Source organism: Allobosea sp. GW823-FHT02B03 (assembly GCF_058797755.1).
Map to the genome: position 1 here is coordinate 279,145 of NZ_JBXAJY010000007.1, position 19,096 is coordinate 298,240.

The 19,096-nt window shown below is 66.8% G+C and carries 14 protein-coding genes; 8 read left to right on the forward strand and 6 right to left on the reverse strand.

Annotation, left to right across the window (positions count from 1 at the left end):
* Positions 1-3: 3 nt before the first annotated feature.
* From AC1REK_RS24140 to AC1REK_RS24160, 5 genes are all read right to left on the reverse strand, one after another.
* On the reverse strand, positions 4-1,122 hold the full coding sequence (locus AC1REK_RS24140) for an acyltransferase family protein (RefSeq protein WP_492269652.1): 1,119 nt from the start codon (positions 1,120-1,122) through the stop codon (positions 4-6).
* Positions 1,123-1,338: 216 nt separating this feature from the next.
* Entirely contained in the window at positions 1,339-2,811 is a 1,473-nt protein-coding gene (locus AC1REK_RS24145) for an exopolysaccharide biosynthesis polyprenyl glycosylphosphotransferase (protein ID WP_492269651.1), read from the reverse strand.
* A 39-nt stretch (positions 2,812-2,850) separates the two neighbouring features.
* Positions 2,851-3,843: an NAD-dependent epimerase/dehydratase family protein gene (locus AC1REK_RS24150; RefSeq protein ID WP_492269650.1), complete on the reverse strand. Its 993-nt coding sequence runs from the start codon at positions 3,841-3,843 to the stop codon at positions 2,851-2,853.
* Positions 3,844-3,880: 37 nt separating this feature from the next.
* The gene (locus AC1REK_RS24155; protein WP_492269649.1) at positions 3,881-4,708 is read right to left on the reverse strand and encodes a WecB/TagA/CpsF family glycosyltransferase; all 828 of its coding nucleotides are present in this window, start codon (positions 4,706-4,708) and stop codon (positions 3,881-3,883) included.
* Positions 4,705-5,685 carry a UDP-glucuronic acid decarboxylase family protein gene (locus AC1REK_RS24160; RefSeq protein ID WP_492269828.1) on the reverse strand — a complete coding sequence of 327 codons (981 nt, stop codon included), beginning with the start codon at positions 5,683-5,685 and terminating at the stop codon, positions 4,705-4,707. The genes AC1REK_RS24155 and AC1REK_RS24160 overlap by 4 nt, the downstream gene beginning before the upstream one ends.
* Before the next feature lie 686 nt (positions 5,686-6,371).
* Here AC1REK_RS24160 and AC1REK_RS24165 point away from each other — a divergent pair.
* The 8 genes from AC1REK_RS24165 to AC1REK_RS24200 all read left to right on the forward strand — a co-directional run bounded on the left by AC1REK_RS24165 (position 6,372) and on the right by AC1REK_RS24200 (position 18,248).
* Positions 6,372-7,547 carry a polysaccharide biosynthesis/export family protein gene (locus AC1REK_RS24165; protein ID WP_492269648.1) on the forward strand — a complete coding sequence of 392 codons (1,176 nt, stop codon included), beginning with the start codon at positions 6,372-6,374 and terminating at the stop codon, positions 7,545-7,547.
* A gap of 38 nt (positions 7,548-7,585) precedes the next feature.
* Positions 7,586-8,995, forward strand: a complete 1,410-nt coding sequence (locus AC1REK_RS24170) for a mannose-1-phosphate guanylyltransferase/mannose-6-phosphate isomerase (RefSeq protein WP_492269647.1) — start codon at positions 7,586-7,588, stop codon at positions 8,993-8,995.
* Between the two features lie 165 nt (positions 8,996-9,160).
* Positions 9,161-11,329 (forward strand): GumC family protein, encoded by a 2,169-nt coding sequence (locus tag AC1REK_RS24175; RefSeq protein WP_327521886.1) that lies wholly within the window; start codon positions 9,161-9,163, stop codon positions 11,327-11,329.
* 16 nt (positions 11,330-11,345) lie between these two features.
* On the forward strand, positions 11,346-12,311 hold the full coding sequence (locus tag AC1REK_RS24180) for an NAD-dependent epimerase/dehydratase family protein (RefSeq protein WP_327521885.1): 966 nt from the start codon (positions 11,346-11,348) through the stop codon (positions 12,309-12,311).
* Entirely contained in the window at positions 12,308-13,573 is a 1,266-nt protein-coding gene (locus AC1REK_RS24185; RefSeq protein WP_327521884.1) for a glycosyltransferase family 4 protein, read from the forward strand. The genes AC1REK_RS24180 and AC1REK_RS24185 overlap by 4 nt, the downstream gene beginning before the upstream one ends.
* On the forward strand, positions 13,570-15,813 hold the full coding sequence (locus AC1REK_RS24190; protein ID WP_327521883.1) for an NAD-dependent epimerase/dehydratase family protein: 2,244 nt from the start codon (positions 13,570-13,572) through the stop codon (positions 15,811-15,813). Before AC1REK_RS24185 ends, AC1REK_RS24190 begins: the two co-directional genes overlap by 4 nt.
* A 4-nt stretch (positions 15,814-15,817) precedes the next feature.
* Positions 15,818-17,044, forward strand: coding sequence for an MATE family efflux transporter (locus tag AC1REK_RS24195; protein WP_327521882.1), 1,227 nt, complete (start codon positions 15,818-15,820; stop codon positions 17,042-17,044).
* A complete protein-coding gene (locus tag AC1REK_RS24200) occupies positions 17,022-18,248 on the forward strand; it encodes a glycosyltransferase family 4 protein (RefSeq protein WP_327521881.1) in 1,227 nt (408 codons plus the stop codon). Before AC1REK_RS24195 ends, AC1REK_RS24200 begins: the two co-directional genes overlap by 23 nt.
* A 28-nt stretch (positions 18,249-18,276) precedes the next feature.
* On the opposite strand, the gene AC1REK_RS24205 is transcribed toward AC1REK_RS24200, so the two are convergent.
* Positions 18,277-19,011, reverse strand: a complete 735-nt coding sequence (locus AC1REK_RS24205) for a response regulator transcription factor (RefSeq protein ID WP_327521880.1) — start codon at positions 19,009-19,011, stop codon at positions 18,277-18,279.
* Positions 19,012-19,096 lie beyond the last annotated feature (85 nt).

A 19,096-nucleotide genomic window follows, 5' to 3' on the forward strand; every position in this document is an offset into this window, starting at 1 on the left:
TCTTCAGCCCGGCTTCTTCCGGATCGGCGCCGGTGCGGGGGTCACAGCGGGTGGCAGGAGACCGAAGCTGCGCAAGCGCCCGCCCGGCCGGAGCCAGCGATCGACCGGCTTCTCCAGAGCGACATAGAACGCCACGCCGACCGCGAGCGCCAGCGCCACCCCGACCAGGCGCACCGGCAAATCATAGCTCGCCGGCATGCCGAAATGGCCGAGCAGCTTGCCGCCGGCGGAAAGCACGAACCAGTGCGAGAGATAGATGCTGAAGGATGCCTCGCCGAGCAGCACCATGGTGCGTCCGAGCCGATTATCCTTCTCCAGCGCATGCCGGCACAGGAGGAAGCCGGCGAAGACGAGGCCGGCGGCGGCGATACGCCAAAGCGGCATCAGCTTGCCGGCAGGTGCCTCCCAGGCGGCCCAGAGCAGGAGCAGGGTCAGCGGCAACAGCTGCAAGGCCAATTCGGCAGGCTTGCGCCCTTCGAGCTCGCGCACCAGCCAGCCCAGGGCAAAGGCCAGCATGAACGGGTTGAAGACATGGGTCAGGAAGGCGGCGCCCAGCGTGCCGCCGCCGGCGATCGGCCCGGCCGGCGAGCCGAGCGCCAGCCCGATCGCACCGAGCCCCGTCAGCAGCCAGGCGAGGCCGAGCCGCGCGCCGCGGCCGGAGCCGACGGTCGCCAGCATCAGCGCCACGCCGAGGTAGAACAGGACCTCGTGCTCGAGCGTCCACCCCACGCCGAGGATCGGGAATCCCTGCTGCGGCAAGATCAGATAGGTTTTCGCCATGCTGATCGGATCGGGACTGAACCCCATCAGGTGCCAGGCCGGCTTAACGAGGTAGACTACAACCACGATGCTGGTGAAGAACCAGTACATCGGCAGCAGCCGCAGCACGCGCGCGGCGAAGAAGGCGCCGCCCGTATCCTTGGCGCCGACCCGCATGGCGATGACATAGCCGGAGACGATGAAGAAGAGCTCGACGCCCAGCGCCGAGAACGGCTGATACCAGGACCGGGCGATGGCCAAGCCAGAGAAGTGCTTGGTCAGCAGGTCGGAATGACAAAGCACGACCTCGCTCGCGGCGAAGGCGCGCAGCCATTGCAGTTCCAGACGTCTCGACGGTTGCACAGCTTTGTCCCCCGCCGGGCCAGCCCGTCGGGGCCGGGCGCCCTGGCTTCCATCGCCGCCTTCCGGCAAGCGGCGCTCCGGAGCGAAAACTTCGGAACGCTGCCGTCCAGGCGGCCATGTCGGCCGGTTCTCCGCATCGTTGCTTTCCTCCGCTCCCGGCGACTTTGCCGGGCTCCAGCCATCGCGGAGGGCCATCGTCTTCTTCTAGCTCCCGCGCTAGCGCGCGCCTCGCGAGGTCAGCACCGCCGGGAAGGTCTCGAGCAGGATGTAGATGTCGAGCCAGAGCGACCAGTTCCGGATATAGAACAGGTCCTCCTCCTGCTGCACTTCGAGGTCGCCGCCACTGCGCGAGCTGACCTGCCACAGGCCGGTCAGGCCGGGCGGGACGCTGACGCGGACCGACTGGAAGCCCGGATCGAAGCTCGCCATGTGATAGTCGGGGAAAGGCCGCGGCCCGACCAGGCTCATGCCGCCGCGAACGATGTTCCAGAGCTGCGGCAGTTCGTCGAGGCTGGAGCGGCGCAGGAAGTGCCCGATCACCGGCAGAATCCGCGGATCGTCCTTGAGCTTGAAGAAGCGCTCCCATTCGGCCCGCGCCGCCGGATTCCGCTCCAGATGCTCCTGGAGGCGGGTTTCTGCATCGGCATACATGGTGCGCAGCTTCAGGACGTGCAGTTCGCGGCCGTCGCGCCCGACCCGGCGCTGCCGATAGAATGCGGAGCCGGGATCGGCGATCTTCACCGCGAGAGCCAGAAGCAGGATCAGAGGAGCGGCCAGCGTCAGCACGGGCACGGTCACCGCCAGGTCGATCCAGCGCTTGACCGCGAGATGCCCCGGCCTGAACAGGTCAAAGCGCACTTCGAGACCGAGCGCCCCGCCGAGATTGCGGGTGTTCAGGCCGATATTCGGCAGCCCGCCGACATTCTCGGAGACGACGACGTGCGGCGCGCGCACGTCGGAAAGGGAGATCGCAGCCCTGCCCTCACCGGGCGCGAGATCGGCCGCCGTCACGATGGCGACTTCAGCCATCTGGGACAGCCGCGGCAGATCGGCAAGGCCGCCCAGGATCGGAACCGGCAAGCTCTCGACACCGTCTCCATCCGACCGGTTGCTGATCAGCCCGACCGGGCGCAGCCCCAGCTTCGGATCGCGCAGCAGGCGCCGGGCCATCGGGCCGCAGATCTCCGGGGAGCCGACCAGAACCGTTGGCGCCCCCCACAGGCCGGCCCGCATCAGCATCAGGCGGACCAGCCCCTCCGTATAGTAGCCGATGACGAACAACCCCGCGCCCAGGCAGAGGATAGCGAGGAGGTTCTCTGGCGCATGCCAGATGCTCAGCGCCAGAGCCGCCATCACGGCGAGCATCAGTGCCGCCTGCGCCCGCAGCCGCAGCCGATCGATCGGGCAAGGGCCCCAGCAAGCGTATATGCCGAACAAGGCGTGCAGCGGCACGGCCAGAACGGCCGCGGCCCATCCAAATTCCCAGGCGTCCCATCCCGTCGCTGGCGCGACCTGCGCGGCCAGCGCAGCGGCGAGGCCGACGGCAATCAGGTCGCCGGTCACCAGCGCCGCGACCACGACGCTACGGCGTCGCGACCAGGCGCCGCGGCGCCATTCCGTGCGCGCAGCCGGCGGAAGGCGCGCCGCGCTCAGCTCCGGCGAAGCCGCCGGCGATACGGCCACAGGCATGATGCACGCCCTCCCGCTTCCCCTTTGTCTGCCGCAGCGCTATTCAGCCGCCTGCACATGCGGCGCGTCGGCCTTCCGCGCCAGCATCTCAGCGATCCAGCGATAGGTCGGCTTCAGCCCATCCTTCAGCAGGATGCTGGGCTCCCAGCCGAGCACTTCGCGCAGCCGTGAATTGTCGCTGTTGCGCCCGCGGACACCTTGCGGACGTGAGCGGTCATGCCGCTTTACGAGCCGCTTGCCAGCGATCTCGGAGACCATGTCGACGAGCTGGTCGACGGAAACGAGCTCGTCCGTGCCGAGATTCAGCGGCCGGTCGTAGTCGGACCGCATGATGCGGAAAATGCCCTCGACGCAGTCATCGACATGCATGAAGGAGCGCGTCTGCTGTCCATCGCCCCAGATCTCGATGGAGGAGCCGTCGGCCGCCAGGGCGACCTTCCGGCAGATCGCCGCCGGCGCCTTCTCGCGGCCGCCATCATAGGTGCCGAGCGGTCCGTAGACATTGTGGAAACGCACGGTGCGGGTCGGGAAGCCCCAGTCCTCCGAGAAGTACTGGCACATCTTCTCCATATAGAGCTTCTCGAGCCCGTAGCCTTCCTCCGGATCGGCCGGGAAGGCATCGTCCTCACGCAGCGGCGTCACATCGGGCTTGTGCTGCAGATACTGCGGATAGATGCAGGCCGAGGAGGAGAACAGGAAGCGCTTTACGTCGGCCTCCCGCGCCGACTTGATCATGTTCACGTTGATCAGCGTGTTGTGCAGCGTGATCGCGGCATGGGACGAGGTGATGTAGCCGATCCCGCCCATATCGGCAGCGAGGTGATAGACCTCGTCGACCCCTGCGACCGCCCTCTCGCAATTGCCGGGGACGCGCAGATCGAGCAGCTCGAACTCATGCGCCTTGCTCGCCTCGTACTCCGGCGCCTTGATGTCGACCCCGCGAACCTTGTGGCCCTGAGCGACCAGGTACGAGACGAGATGGTGGCCGATGAAGCCGCCGGCGCCGGTGACCAGTGCGATCTTGTCAGGCATGTCGATCTCCAGCTCTGGATGAAACGGGATGTGAGGTTCAGCCGGCGATGAGACGGCGCAGACGCCGTCTCGTGCCGAGCCAGACGGTGGTCGCCGAGCGCCGGACGAGATCGCCGGCGACGGCCGTGAGGAAGCCCGGAACGATGCGCAGATAGCGGCGGCCGAGGCGGCGCGGTTCCTGGCAGAGCCGGAAGAACCATTCCAGGCCGTTGCGCTGCATCCAGAGCGGGGCCTGGGCCTTGCGGCCGGCGAGGAAATCGAAGGCGGCGCCGACACCGATCAGCACGGGAGCATCGAGGCGCGCGCTATGGCTCGCCATCCAGTACTCCTGTTTCGGGGTGCTCAGCCCGACCCAGACGATGTCGGGCTTGGCCGCATTGATCTGCGCGACGACGTCGTCGTCCTCCTCGCTGGTCAGCGGGCGGAACGGTGGGCAGAGCGTCCCGGCGACCACCAGGCCGGGACAATCACGCTTCAACACCGCTGCCAGCTGGTCGGCGACGCCCTTGTCGCCACCGTAATAGAACTGCCGGTAGCCGCGCTTGGCCGAAAGCGCGCTGAGCGCCCGCATCAGATCCGGGCCGTAGACCCGCTTGGTGTCGGCGTGGCCGAGCAGGCGCGAGACCCAGACCAGCGGCATGCCGTCCGGCGTCGCCATGCCGGCCTTGTTGTGGATCGCCCGCAGGACGGGGTCGCGCCGGCTCTCCATCACGCCATGGGCGCCGGTGATGCAGACATAATGGTGCTTGCCGGCAGCGATCCACGACTCGATCGTGTCGAGCGCCTTGGGCAGGTCGATGGCGGCGACGCGGACACCGAGGATGTCGACACGCGACAGCTGGGGGCGGGAGATCGGCGCGTTCATGCCACCACCTTCAGCTCCAGCGATTGCGGGGGAGCCGGCTCCCTGGCCAGGAGCTCGTCGAAATAGGCGATCGTGCGCGAGAGGCCGTCCCGCAGTTCGACCCGCGGCTTCCAATGCAGCAACTCGGAAGCGCGTCCGATATCGGGGCAGCGCTGGCGCGGGTCATCGGCAGGAAGCGGGCGGAAATCGAGCACCGAGCGCGAGCCGGTCAGCTCGGTCACCGTCTCGGCGAGTTCGCGCACGCTGATCTCGTGCGGGTTGCCGAGGTTGACCGGCCCGATCACGTCGCCATCGACGTTCATCAGGCGGACGAGCCCGTCGACGAGATCGTCGACATAGCAGAAGGAGCGGGTCTGGCTGCCGTCGCCATAGAGCGTGATCGGCTCGTTGCGCAGCGCCTGGATAATGAAGTTGGAGACCACGCGGCCGTCCTGCGGGTGCATGCGGGGGCCGTAGGTGTTGAAGATGCGGGCGACCCTGATGCCGATGCCGTGCTGGCGTTGATAATCGTAGAACAGGGTTTCGGCGCAGCGCTTGCCTTCGTCGTAGCAGGCCCGCGGCCCATTGATGTTCACCAGCCCGCGATAGTCTTCGCGCTGGGGATGCACCTCCGGATCGCCATAGACTTCGCTGGTCGAAGCCTGAAGGATACGACTGCGCAGACGCTTGGCGAGGCCGAGCATGTTGATCGCGCCCATGACGCTCGTCTTGGTCGTCTGGACCGGATCATGCTGATAGTGGATCGGCGAGGCCGGACAGGCGAGATTATAAATCTCATCGACTTCGACATAGAGCGGGAAAGTTACGTCATGCCTAAGAACGTCGAAGTTCTTGTTTTCAAGCAACTCTGATATGTTTGCACGCGTCCCAGTGAAATAATTATCGACGCATACGACCTCATTCCCCTGAGCCAGCAATTTCCTGCAAAGATGAGATCCGAGAAAGCCGGCGCCGCCGGAAACCATAACCCGTTTCATTCTACTCTCCGGATTGCATACTCTGATTAGATCAGCCGCACTTAAGAGAACAGTCATTCCTGATCTTGTATTTTTGTGCGCCGAGAATGACTTCTTGTCGCCCCGCATCGATTTTGAATTTTTACTTATATTATCAGATTGCTAAGTATTTATAATTGCGCCCCGCCACAATTGCTATTTTGGAGCACCCTCGACAGGCCGCTCTCATCTTGGGAGGTACCTCATCGCACCGCTTGGAAAGTGGCGGCCCATTGGGGGGAGGCGTGGCGATTAACTGCCGGCGAAATCCTCGTTTGCGACGGCTGCCTGTGCTGGCCACGAGGCGCTTTTTCATCAGCAAATTCCAAAAATAATCGAACATATTCAGCAATTTAAATATTGACGGCCGCGGGGTAGCCCTTTCGCGCCCTCCTCTTCGCCCGAATGCGCCCGATCGAAAGCGGCGCGGTGCTCTAGCCTGTCTGCCATGCCTGCTTCTTCCGGCCGGGAACGACGACCTCGCCGGCCGGGTGCGAAGGCATCGAGGAAGAGGCCGAGCCAGGAAGGGTGGAGCGATGTCCGTCTCCCAGAAGATCGCACCGGCAACCATGCCGAGAGCGCCCGGGCACGGTCCGCAGAGGCGTAATGGGACGCGGCAATTGACCTGGCTGGCGGCGTTCTGCGCGATCGCGCTCCAGGCATCTCCCGTGAGAGCGACCGAAGCCACCGCCTACCGCGTCGCGCCGGGGGACCGGATCGGCATCACCGTCTTCGGCCAGGCCGACATGTCCGGCGAGACGATGATCGATGGCACGCACAGCATCGCCGTACCGCTGGTCGGATCGATATCGGTGCGCGGCCTGACGCTGAAGGAGATTGAGCAGCGCGTCGCGAAGAGCCTGGCCGACGGCTATCTGCAGAACCCGGTCGTCTCCGTTAAGCTCACCGAGCCGCGCCCGATCTACGTCGTCGGCGATGTCCGTACCGCCGGCGTCTACCCCTATCGCCACGGTGTTTCGGTGCTCGGCGCCGTCGCGCTGGCCGGCGGCTTCACCGTGCCCGAGGAACAGGCCCGGGCCGCGCTGCGGACCGATTTCGTCCAGGCCGACGAGCGCGTCAAAAGCCTGGAGGCGAGCCGGCTTACCCTGACCGCGCGCCGTATTCGCCTCGAAGCCCAGCGCGACGGCCGCGAGCCGGATTTCGGCGGCCTGGAGAGCGGCCGGGGCATGGAGGAATTCACCGCGCAGCTGAAGACCAGCGAGGCGCAGCTCCATGCCTTCCAGACCTCCGCCCTGCAGCAACAGGTCGAGATGCTGCAACAGCAGGAGCCGAAGCTTCTGGAGAACAAGCGCTATGTGCAGGAGCAGCTCAATGCCGAGAAGCGCCAGCTCGAGCTGATCCAGCAGCATCTCGTCGACTACAACGCCCTGCTCAGCTCGGGCCTCGCGCGGCGCTATACCGGAATCGAGCTGCAGCGCGAGGAAGCGCGCAACCGCGGCAATATCGCGCGCTTCAACGCCGACATGTCGAACATCGCAATCGCACAGGGTGAGCTCGGCCTGCGGATCCGGGAAGTGCGCGAAGCCTTTCAGCGCCGCGTCTGGACCGAGATGCAGGACGGCGTGCAGCGCCTCGCCGAGGTGGAGGCCGCACTACCGGCGGCACGTCTCACCCGCGAGCTCCGGCTGCGCCAGATCGGCTTCGCCGAAGAGGCCAGCGGACCGCCACGGCGCTCCCTGTTCGTGACGCGCCAGACCGATCAGGGCAGCGAGACCTTCCCGATCGCAGAAGGCGCCCTGCTCGCGCCGGGCGACATCCTGCGGGTCGAGCGCCAGCGCGAGACCGATGCAGCGTTGCCGCCGACCGCCGCCGCAATGCGTTGACGCCCCCTTCTCCGCCGCCACCGAACCTGGAGCAAAACATGAGCTGCCCAATCCGGCCCTTGATCCTGTGTGGCGGCGCGGGGACGCGCCTCTGGCCGATGTCGCGCGAATCCTACCCGAAGCAGTTCGCCTTGCGGGTCGGAGGCTACTCGATCTTCCAGCAGACGCTGCTGCGGGTCTCCGGGCCGGAATTCGGCAGGCCACTCATCATCACCAACCAGGCCTATCGCTTCATCGCCGAGCAACAGCTCGCCGAGATCGACGTTCTGGCCGATTTCGTCCTCGAACCCGCCCGGCGGGACACCGCACCGGCGATCGTCGCCGCCGCAGCCGTCGCAGGCCAGCTCGACCCCGACGTGCCCCTGCTGGTCCTGGCCTCGGACCACCAGGTCCGCGACGGCGAGGCGTTCCGTACCGCCGTGCTGGCCGGGCTTCCCGCCGCCAAGGCCGGCTGGCTGGTGACCTTCGGCATCCGGCCGACCGATCCCGCCACCGGCTACGGCTATATCGAGGCCGGCGAGGTGCTGGCGAATGGCGCCCGCGCCGTCCGCCGCTTCGTCGAAAAGCCGGATGCCGAGCGGGCCCGGCACTATGTGATGGACGGGTTGCTGTGGAACTCCGGCAACTTCATGGCCAGCGCCCGGACCTTGCTCGAGGAGTATGCGCTGCACCAGCCGACGAGCTCGGCGGCGGTCACGCTCGCCGCGGAGCGGGCCAAGGCGTCGCCGGGCGTCGTCGCGCTCGACGCCGCCGCCTATGCCGAAGCCGAGCAGCTCTCGATCGACTACGCCATCATGGAGCGGACGGTGCGGGCGGCGGTAGTCCCGCTCGCCTGCGGCTGGTCGGATGTCGGCAACTGGGACCTGCTCTGGTCGGTCAGCGACCAGGACGGGGCCGGCAATGTCAGCCGAGGCGAGGTCGTCCTCTCGGACGCCCAGCGTTGCTATGTCTCCAGCGACGGGCCGCTGACCTCGGTGCACGGCGTCGAGGATCTGATCGTCATCGTCAACAAGGATGCGATCCTCGTGACCGACCGCCACCGCAGCGGCGAGGTCAAGCAGATCGTCGAGGGCCTGCGCCGCACCGGTCGGCAGGAGGCCGACACCCATTGCAAGGTCTACCGCCCCTGGGGCTGGTACCAGGTGACCGATTTTGGCGACGACTTCCAGGTCAAGCGTATCGTCGTCAATCCGAAGGGGCGCCTCTCCCTGCAGAAGCACGGGCACCGGGCCGAGCACTGGGTCGTGGTCCGCGGCACGGCGCAGGTCACCGTCGGCGACAAGGTCAGCCTGCTGACCCCGAACGAGCACGCACACATCCCGCTCGGCGCCGTCCACCGCCTCGAGAACCCCGGCAACACGCCGGTCGAGCTCGTCGAGGTTCAGTGCGGCGATTATCTCGGCGAGGACGACATCGTCCGCCTTGAGGACATCTATCAGCGCGCCTGAACACGGGCGCGCCGCCGCCCGCGGCCGACCTGCCTCAGCGAAGCGAACGGCGAAGCCCAGCTCGATCCGCCCGCCCCGCGACGAAACAAGACGAAGGCGATGCAACCCACTCCGATCAACCCAGGCAAGCGCACCGCTTCCCCCTCAGAAGGCCGCGTCAAGGTCATGAACTGGGCATTCCAGAATCCGATCAGGCTGGAAGACGGTGCGCCCCGACATTTCGAACATGTCGGATACGAGGCCGGCCTCGCCCTGTGGCGCCGTCGGCGGATGATCGCGGGCCTGGTCGTGCTGGCATTGCTCGGCGCGGCAGTCTTCGTCCTGCTGAGCGCGAAGCGCTACACCGCCACGGCCCTCGTCCAGATCGATTTCAGCCGGGACGATCCGGCCGGCGGGCGACGCAGCGCGGGCCTGCCGCTCGATGCAAGCGCGCTCGTCGAGACGGAGGCGCGGTTCGTGCGCTCACGCACGATCACGCGCCAGGTCGCCGAGCAGCTGGCGGCCGAGGAAGCCGCGAAGCCCGACGCCCGGCCCAGCGATATCGCTCCCAGCCCGGCCCAGCGGGAGGCCCAGATCCAAGAGCTGATGCGCAATCTCACGGTCAGGAACGACAGCCGCTCCTATCTGATCGAGATCGGCTACACCGCCGGCTCCCCGGACAAGGCGGCGGAGATCGCGAACCGTTTCGCCGACACCTACCTCGCCAACCGCGGCGAGACGAGCTCGGCCTCGTCGCGCCGGGCCGCCGAGTGGTATTCGGATCAGATCGAGGTCACCAGGAAGAGCCTCGAACAGGCCGAATGGTCCGCCGCCGAATATCGGCGCAGCTCGGGCATCGTCGAGACCGGCACCGAGGGCGCGGCACTGCTCCAGCAGAGGATGCGCGAAATCTCCAGCCAGGCGAGCGCGGCGACGCTCGCCCGGGTGAACGAAGAGTCGCGGCTGCAGCGCGCCAAGCAGGCCGTCGCCGAGGGCAACATCCCGGCGGACATCGCCGCGCTGCCCCAGATCCAGCGGCTCATCGAAAGCCGCGAGGCGGCCCGCCGCCAGGTGAGCACGCTGGCCGCCGCTACCGGCGAACGCCACCCGTCGGTGATTCAGGCGCGCACCCTGCAGCAGGAGGCGGAAGCGCGCCTTCAGAGCGAGGTCACGAACGCCCTGGCGACGATCGCCGAAGACGTGAAGAGCGCAAAGCGGGTCGAGGAGGAAATCGAGGCCGGGGCCAGCAAGGCCAAGTCGACGCTGATCGACACGCGGGGGAGAGAGGCCGAGCTGCGGACCCTGCAGGGCCGGGCCGACGCACTCCGCGAACGTCTCAAGACCCTGAACGAGGGCCATATGCAGGCGCGGGCCCTGGCGGAGCTGAAGCCGGTGGTCGCCCAGATCATGGCCGCCGCCGAGCCGAACCAGGTGCCGACCGGGCCGAAGAAAGGGCTGACGCTCGCTCTCGCAGGGATCGGAGCGGCTGCGCTCGGCGGGCTGCTGACCTTCCTGCTCGAGCGCCGGGACCTCGGCTTCCGCAAGGAAGAGGAAGTGCTGCCGACGACCGGCAGCCCCTGTATCGGCATGTTGCCGGCGCTGCAGCCGGGCGATGCCCGGGTCAACGCCGCAACGCAGCGCGAAACCCTGCGGGCGATCATCGCTTCCCAGCACCTCGCCGAATCCGGCAGCGCCAAGGTCGTGCTGATGACCTCGGCCCTTCCCGAGCAGGGCAAGTCGCAAGTGCTCCACGACATGGCCCACTGTCTGGTCGAGATGGGGCGGCGCGTGCTGATCGTCGATGCCTCGCCGCGCAGCGAAATCGACAGCACCGGCAAGGTGGCGCTGGAAGACGTCATCGCCGGCAGCGCGGCCCGAAAGCGTGTGCTCGAGGGCGGCCGGCAATGGACGCCGGCCGAGGTGACAGCACGCAACCCGCTGCTGCGCCGACGCGCGCCCCCTGCCGTCGGAGAGTCGCGCCACCTGTCGATCCTGCAGCGGCGCGGTGGCCTGTCGGATAGCGGTCCGGCCTTCTCGCCGGCGACGCTCGCGGACCTGGTGACCGAGGCGCGCTCTTCCTTCGACGTGGTGCTGGTCGAGGCGCCGCCGGTGCTGCTCGCTGCGGACGCGCTGATCCTCGCCCAGTTCGCCGACATCGTCCTACATGCGGCGCGCTGGCACGATACGCCGAAGGCTACCGTCGCCGCAGCCATGAAGCGGCTCTACGACGGAGCGGTCAGAGTGCACGGCGTCATCCTGACCCAGGTCGACATGGAGCGCTACGAGAGTTTCCGAAGTTTCCGTGCGCCGCCATCGGCTCGCAAGATCCGCAAATACTACGCCGACTTCGACTGAATACCGGGAGGCAACCTTGGGCCTGCGCGATCGCATCATCATTACTGGCGGCAACGGCTATGTCGGCCGCCAGCTGACCCGCCAGCTCTACGACAAGCACGATGTCTGTGTCGTCGACAACCTCCGCTATGGCGAGCTCCGCTTCACGCCGACCGATCTCGAACGCATCCGCTTCGAGCGGCTGGACATCACCGACGAGCTGGCGATGGCGCGGCTCGTCCGGGAATTCCGCCCGGACGTCATCGTCCATCTGGCGGCGATCCACTACATCCCGGAATGCGAGAACGACCCGGCGCTGGCGCTGCGGGCCAATCTGCTCGGACTGGTCAGCGTCCTGCTCGCCGCCCAGCCGGGCACGCGCTTCGTCTTCGCGAGCAGCGGCGCCGTCTACAAGCCCGACCTCGCCCCGCATTGCGAGGGCTCGGCGGCACTGGAGCCGAACGACATCTACGGAATGAACAAGCTGCATGGCGAGCAATATGTGCGCTATCTCGCGCAGCAGCGCTCGCTCTCGGCGGTCATCGTCCGGCTGTTCAATGTGGTCGGCCCCGGCGAGACCAATCCGCATCTCCTGCCCGAAATCGTCGCGCAGCTGAAGGCCGGCAGAAGGGTGGTCCGGCTCGGCAATCTCTGGCCGAAGCGCGACTACATCCATGTCGAGGATGCGGCACGGGGCTTCGCCACCATAGCGACCGCCCGGCGCCAGCAGTCGGAAAGCACGATCACGGTCAATCTCGGCACGTCGCAGCCCTATTCGGTCGAGGAAGTGCTGCAGAAGCTGCGTGCCGTCGCCGATGTCGAGTTCGAGCTGGAGCAGGATGGCAGCCGGGTCCGGCCGGTCGACCGACCGTTCCTGGCCGCCGACACCACACAGATTCGTCAGCGCTTCGGCTGGGTCCCCGCTCTCACCATCGACGATGCCGTGCGCGACCTCTGGCGCGCCCCGGATCTCGCCAGCGCGCTGGTGGAGAAGTACCAATGATCAAGGTCCTGGCGGCCATCGTCGCCCCGCCGCATCTCAGCGTCAGCGGTGCCGGCCGAGCCGCCGAGCAGCTGAGCGCCGCGCTCGCCGGGCATTGCGAGATCACCATCGCCAGCATGATGGGCGCGCAGACGTACGAGGCGGAGGCTCCGGGTCTCCGCCGCGTGCCGGTCAAGGTGGGCTTGCCGCCGGTGCTGCCCTGGAGCCGGGTCCCGAACCGCTATCGCACCCTGTTCTACGGCTCCGACATTCCGGCGATGGTCCGCTCCGGACAGTTCGACCTCGTGCACCTGCACAATCCGATGCCGGCGCTGGAAATGGCCAGGATCGCCCGGGCCTGCCGCGAGGTCGGCGTTCCCTATGTCGTCTCCACCCATGGTTTCAACGAGATCGCCAACGGCAACCGGATCTACGGTTTCGGTCCGCTTCGCCGCCTCGCCTGGCAGATGCTGGTGACGCGCCCGGTCCATCAAGCCGTGCGCGGGGCGGCCGCCATCCTCGGACTGTCGCCGGCGGATCGCGAGATCGTCGAGGCGATGGGCTTTTCCGGGAGCTTCGCCGTGGTCCCGAACGGCGTGCCGATGCCCGGCACGTCCGATGCGGGCGAGGACGCCGCCATCTGCACCCGGCTCGGCGTGCCGGCGCGGCGAAATGGTGAGCTGACCTGCATGTTCCTAGCGAACCATACGCCGAACAAGGGCCTGCCGGTCCTGCTGGAAGCATTCGACGGCCTGAACTGCCCGTATACGCTGATCGTCGGCGGCGAGAAGCGCCCCGAGCTTGACTACGGAATCGCTTCGGCGACACGCCGGCCCGACCAGCGGATCGTCGTGACCGGGCGCCTGTCGGACGCCGAGGTCCAGGCCTTGTTCCGCCGCTCCGACCTTTTCGTCTTCCCGACGCTCGCCGACACCTTCCCGTTGGTCGTCCTGGAAGCGATGTCGCATGGCGTGCCGGTGCTGGCCTCGCGGGTCGGCGGCATTCCGCACCAGCTCGATCAGGCCAGCGGCCAGCTGGTCGAGCCCGGCGATGCCCGCCAGCTGCGCGACGCGGTCGCCGCGCTGGCCGCCCGATCCGACATGCTCCCGAAAATGGGACAACACGCCAGGGCGCGGGTCGCCCGGCATTTCACCTGGGAGAACGCGGCCAAGCGGGCCTTCGCCGAATACGAAAAGGCACTCGAGGCACCCGCGCAGGCGCGCGCCGCCGACTGGTCCAACGTCTCCACACTCCATCCGCTTCAGCGAGGAACGCGAGCATGAGCTCTGGCATCCCCCAGCGTCTGGCCATCATCGGCTGCGGCGCGGTCGTCGACCATCACATCCTGCCGGCGCTGCGCCGCGCCGGCTGGCAGCCTTCGGTGCTGGTCGACCGTTCGCCGGAGCGCCTCGCCTTGCTCGCCGGCAAGCTCGGCCGGCACGGCCGCGACGTCGTCCGCGTCGCCGACTGGCGCGAGGCCGCCGACAAGTTCGATGCGGCCATCGTCGCAGTGCCGCATGTCTTCCACGGCCCGATGGGGATCGAGCTGCTCAAGGCCGGCAAGCATCTCTTCATGGAGAAGCCGCTCGCCGTGACCTCAGAGCAGTGCGAGACGATGATCCGCGAGGCCGATGCCCGCCGGCTCACCCTCAGGGTCGGGCTGCTGCGGCGCTACCTGCTCGGCGCGCGCTGGCTCAAGGCACTGATCGAATCCGGCACGCTCGGCACGATCCGCAGCTTCAGCATCCGCGAAGGCTTCGTCTTCAACTGGGCGACCAGCTCCGACGCGCTGCTGCGGCGCGAGCTCGCTGCCGGCGGCGTGCTGATGGACACCGGCGCGCACACGCTCGATCTGCTGCTCTGGTGGCTGGGCGAGGTCGCCTCGCTGACTTACCGGGACGATGCCGACCAGGGCGTCGAGGCGGATTGCCTGATCGAGTGCAAGATGGCTTCGGGTGCGACCGGAACGGTCGAGCTCAGCCGCACGCGCGATCTGCGCGACACGATCCAGATCCAGGGCAGTGCCGGCTTCGTCGAGGTCCACCTCTCCAAGAACATCGTCCTCGACGGCTCCCCCAACGCCCTCGCCTTCCGCCATGAGGGGCGGGCCGCGGCGGACCTGCCGCTGCAGCTCTTCCCGGAACTGTTCGACTCCGAGCTTCGCGATTTCGCCCGGAGCGTCTCCGGCGAGGCCTCCGCCGGCATTCCCGGCAGCGAGGGCGCGCGTTCCGTGGCACTGATCGAGCGCTGCTATGCCAATCGTGAACCGCTGACGCTCGGCTGGCGCGCCGAGTCCAAAGCCGCGGACAAGGACGAGCTGCCCCGCCTGCCGGCCGGCAGCACGGCGCTGCTTACCGGCGCAGCGGGCTTCATCGGCGGCAGGCTCGCCGAGCGGCTGGTCGAGCAGGGCGTCAAGGTGCGTTGCCTCGTGCGCAGCTACGGGCAGGCGACGCGCCTCGCCCGGCTGCCGGTCGAGATCGTCAACGGAAAGCTCGGCGAAGCCGGGCCTGCGGCCCAGGCCTTCGACGGCGTCGATTACGTCTTCCACTGCGCCTATGATCACCGCTCCCGCAAGGCCAATCTCGACGGGCTCGAGCAGTTGCTCGCCGGTGCCGTGAAGCAGAAGGTGAAGGGCTTCGTCTATCTCAGCAGCTTCTCGGTCTATGAGCCGTTTCCGGACGGCAAGCTGACCGAGGAAACCCGCGACGGCGATGTCTCCTGGCCCTATGCCCGCAACAAGCTCGACCTCGAGGCGCGCACGCTGAAGGCAGCCCGCGAGGAGGGCGTGCCGGCCTCGATCATCCAGCCCGCCGTGGTCTATGGCCCGTTCTCCAAGCCCTGGGCGGACGCGCCGGCCCAGATGCTGATCACCGGCGACGTCATCCTGCCCGATGCCGGAGAGGGCATCTGCAACGCGGTCTACATCGAGGACCTGATCGACGCGATGTTGCTCGCCGCGCAACGCCCGGAAGCGGTCGGTGAACGCTTCATCATCTCCGGTCCGGAGCCGGTAAGCTGGGGCAAGTTCTTCGGCGCCATCGCGCAGGCGATCCAGGTTCCGCCGCCGGTCTACTGGCCGAGCGCGCGTATCCGGGGCGAGAACAGCGGCGTGGTGCGCGACATCAAGGCGGTGCTCGCCAATCCAAAGCGCCTGGTCCAGATCATCGTCCGCTGGCCGCCGGCCCGACAGGCGCTGCAGGCCGGCTATGACGCCTTGCCGCCAGGCCTCCACAAGCTGGTGACCAAGGCCTATTTCGGTGGCGGCGGCGGCCGGCGCTTCGGCCTGCGTCACCTGCCCGATCCGCGCGCGCTCGCCCTCTATGAATCCCAGGCCTATGCGAGCAACGACAAGGCGGCGCGCCTGCTCGGCTACCGGCCGCGGCATGGCTTCGTCGAAGGGATGGCGGTCACCGGCGCCTATCTGCGCTGGGCCTATGGCGATCTCTGCCGTGCGGGCGAAGCCGCCCGGGCCTCGGCTCCTGCAGCGCCCGAGCCTCCCGCAGCCCTGGCCAAAGCGAGCTGAGCCCTTGCTACGCCATGCTTCCTGGACGTTGATCGATCAGGGCGTCGTCAGCCTCGGCGCCTTCCTGCTCAACATCGTGCTGGCGCGCCATATCGCGCCGGTCGAATACGGTGTCTTCGCGCTGATCTTCGGCATCCTGCTGATGATCCAGCTCTCGATCAGCTCGGTGATCTTCTATCCGATGTCGATCCGGATCGCGCGATTGCCCGAGGAGGAACGCGCGGCGCTGGCCGGGCGCAGTCTCGCCTTGCTGCCCATGCTGCTGCTGCCGGCAGCTTTGCTGCTCGCCCTCGGCCTCGCCATCATGGGGCGTGCCGACCTTGCCCTGCCGGTCTCGCTCCACCTCGTAATCTGGCAGGGGCAGGAAGCGCTGCGCCGCATCCTGTTCGCCGAGTTCCGGCATCGCGACGCCCTCGCCGGCGACAGCATCGCCTATCTCGGCGCGCCGCTGGCCGTGCTGTTCCTGCTGCAGCAGGGCACGCTGACACTGCCGAGCGTCTTTTTCTGCATGGCCGCGGCATCGGGCGTGGCGCTCCTGGTCTCGTCCCGCCTCGTACGCGCCGAGCGACCGGCGGCCGGGACGCTGCGACCGACCTTCAGCGAATTCTGGTCGCTCGGGCGCTGGTCGCTCGCCAACAACTTCGTCGGCGCGCTGCGGATCCAGCTCTTCCTCTGGGGGCTGACCGCGATGTTCGGCGCGGCCTCGACCGCAGCCTTCCAGGCCGCGCTGAACGTGGTGAACCTCGCCAACCCGATCCTGCTCGGCCTGTGCAACGTCATCCCGCAGGCGGCCGCCCGAAAGTCCCGCGAAGGCTACCGGGCCGCCTGGAAGGCCGCACGGGACTATGCGCTGATCGGCACGCTGCCACTGCTGCCTTGCTATGCGGTGCTGCTGGCGGCTCCGGACCTCGTGCTGCTGCTACTCTATGGCGCGGATTCAAGCTATCTCGGCCTTGCTTTGCCGATCCGCATCCTCGCGATCAGCTGGCTGCTCGGCTACTCGGCCGACATGGTCTGCTCCTTCATGCATGGCGTCGATGCCGCCCGGCTGGCGCTGCTCGTCAGCGCCGCCGGCACGCTCGCCGCCGCTGCCCTGTTCCTGCCACTGACCCAGCAATACGGGCTGGCCGGCGCCTGCTTTGCGCTTGGCGGTTCGAATCTGGTCCGCCTTTTGACCGCGCACTGGTTCCTGATGAGGATGATCGCCCATGGCCGACCTTCTGCTGCCTGAGGCCACGAGTCCGGTACCGCTCGCCATGCCGCGCGAAAGCCTCGACATCAGGCATGTCGTGATCGACGACGCCGGTCCGCATCCATCCGCCGCCAACGGCGTCCACCATGTCGTGCGCAGGATGGTGCGCGAGCAGCTCGCCGCCGGCGATCTTGCCAAGATCCTCTTCCTGCGCAGCCCCGACCAGGATGGCGGTGGAGAGGCGGTCGACCTGCCGACGCTGATCCTTCCGCTCGACGGAAGGCGGCTGGCGGGACATGTCTACGGGCTGGCGGAGCCGATCATCGAAGCGATGGCGGCGGGAGCCGGCCCAGGCACGGTCTTCCATATCCATACAGCCCGACAAGTGCTGCTGCCCTCGCTGGCCTCGGCACTATCCCGACGAGGGCTGCGCTTCGGCGTCACCGTGCACGGCCGCTATTCGCATGTCTTCGCGCCGAACGGCTCGATCGCCAACTGGCGAACGGCCGCCTATCTGCGCCTGTTCGAGCGACGGGCACTCGAGCAGGCGCGCTTCGTCCAGGCGGTCTCCGCGGCGGAAGCGCGGATCATCGCCAGGCTCGCCCCGGCCGCGCGCGTTCATGTCGTGCCGAACGCCGCCTATTCCAGCGTGTTCGACGGCATTCCGCGACGGCCCGCCCGCGATGTCGACTTCGCCGACTTCCCGGTGTTCGGCTTCTGCGGCCGTTACGAGATCCAGCACAAGGGACTCGACCTCCTGGTCGAAGGCTTCGCCCTCTACCGCAGGCAAGGCGGCCGCGGACGGCTCGTCCTGATCGGCACCGGACCGTCGCGGGACGTGCTTGCCGCGATGGCCGCGACACTCGACATCAACGATGCGATCGAGATCCAGGGGCCATGCTTCGGAGAGGAGAAACACAGGAAGATGGCCGGCTGGCACTTCTTCGTGCAGCCTTCGCGCTTCGATGGTGTCCCGATCGCAGCTCTGGAAGCCGCATTGGCCGGCCTGCCATTGGTGGTCTCTCAAGAGACCGGGCTGGCAGAGCAGGTCGCCAGTGCGAATGCCGGGCTCGTCATGCGCGATCTCACGGCGAACGCCGTCGCGGAAGCCTGCCACAAGGCCGCGCTGCTGTCCGAAGAAAGCTGGCGGAGCATGATGCTCGGGGCCCATGCAATGGCCACGCAGATCGGCGACTGGACGCCGATCTCCGCACAGCTTCGAAAGCTCTATCTCGCGAAATGAGCCGCAGACGGCCCGTCAGACCAGCAGCCTAGGTGGCAGCGCCGATGATCGCATCACCGCCATGCACGATCCCGTTCAACTCCGCGGGCGGCGGCGCCTCGAGATGATTGACTGCCCAGATCGCGGCCTGCGTCCGGTTCTGGACCCTGATCTTGCGCAGGATCGCCTTGATATGGACCTTGACCGTCGCCTCGCCGATCGCCAGGCGCCGCGCTATCACCTTGTTGGAATCGCCCTGGATCAGGCATTTCAGGATCTGCATTTCGCGAGCAGACAGACCTCGACCAGAGTTCGAAGGCGGCGGCGAATACGCGATCACCTCCTTTTCGACCTGAATATCGACACCGTGTTCCTTGCCGATCTCGGTCAGGACATCAGCCGGGAACAGGCTCTCTCCGAGCATGACAAGCTCAAGCGACTTCACAAGCGTCACGAAATTGATCCGCTTGAGGAGATAGCCAGACACGGAAAGTCTGAAGGCAAGCTGAACCTGTCTTATGTTATAATTATCCGAAAGCATGACCATTTTTGCTTCCGGGAATAATTTCTTGAAGCTTACAATATTCCTTTCCATCAATTCATAATCATCATTGATACAAACTATGATCAAAGAAATACTGCCAGAACCCTTCCACCTTTCAGAAAAATCATCGAAATCGCTTGCCGAAGCAACGATGTCGAAGCCACGATTGCCAAGTATCTCGCGTACACCTTCAGAAAAGAGAGCGCACCGATCGATAAATGCAGTACTTACCCCACTCATAGAAGGCCCCTTTGTCTACCGCATCTTGTTCTTCGAAGGTATTCATAGGCAGTTATCCTATTGTATAACTATAATAGAATACCCA

What these genes read in the sequence shown, in the direction of transcription:
- AC1REK_RS24145 (WP_492269651.1), bottom strand. Translation starts at nt 2,811, where the DNA reads ATGCCTGTGGCCGTATCGCCGGCGGCTTCGCCGGAGCTGAGCGCGGCG.
- AC1REK_RS24150 (WP_492269650.1), bottom strand. Translation starts at nt 3,843, where the DNA reads ATGCCTGACAAGATCGCACTGGTCACCGGCGCCGGCGGCTTCATCGGC.
- AC1REK_RS24155 (WP_492269649.1), bottom strand. Translation starts at nt 4,708, where the DNA reads ATGAACGCGCCGATCTCCCGCCCCCAGCTGTCGCGTGTCGACATCCTC.
- AC1REK_RS24160 (WP_492269828.1), bottom strand. Translation starts at nt 5,685, where the DNA reads ATGAAACGGGTTATGGTTTCCGGCGGCGCCGGCTTTCTCGGATCTCAT.
- AC1REK_RS24170 (WP_492269647.1), top strand. Translation starts at nt 7,586, where the DNA reads ATGAGCTGCCCAATCCGGCCCTTGATCCTGTGTGGCGGCGCGGGGACG.
- AC1REK_RS24175 (WP_327521886.1), top strand. Translation starts at nt 9,161, where the DNA reads ATGAACTGGGCATTCCAGAATCCGATCAGGCTGGAAGACGGTGCGCCC.
- AC1REK_RS24185 (WP_327521884.1), top strand. Translation starts at nt 12,308, where the DNA reads ATGATCAAGGTCCTGGCGGCCATCGTCGCCCCGCCGCATCTCAGCGTC.
- AC1REK_RS24190 (WP_327521883.1), top strand. Translation starts at nt 13,570, where the DNA reads ATGAGCTCTGGCATCCCCCAGCGTCTGGCCATCATCGGCTGCGGCGCG.
- AC1REK_RS24200 (WP_327521881.1), top strand. Translation starts at nt 17,022, where the DNA reads ATGGCCGACCTTCTGCTGCCTGAGGCCACGAGTCCGGTACCGCTCGCC.
- AC1REK_RS24205 (WP_327521880.1), bottom strand. Translation starts at nt 19,011, where the DNA reads ATGAGTGGGGTAAGTACTGCATTTATCGATCGGTGCGCTCTCTTTTCT.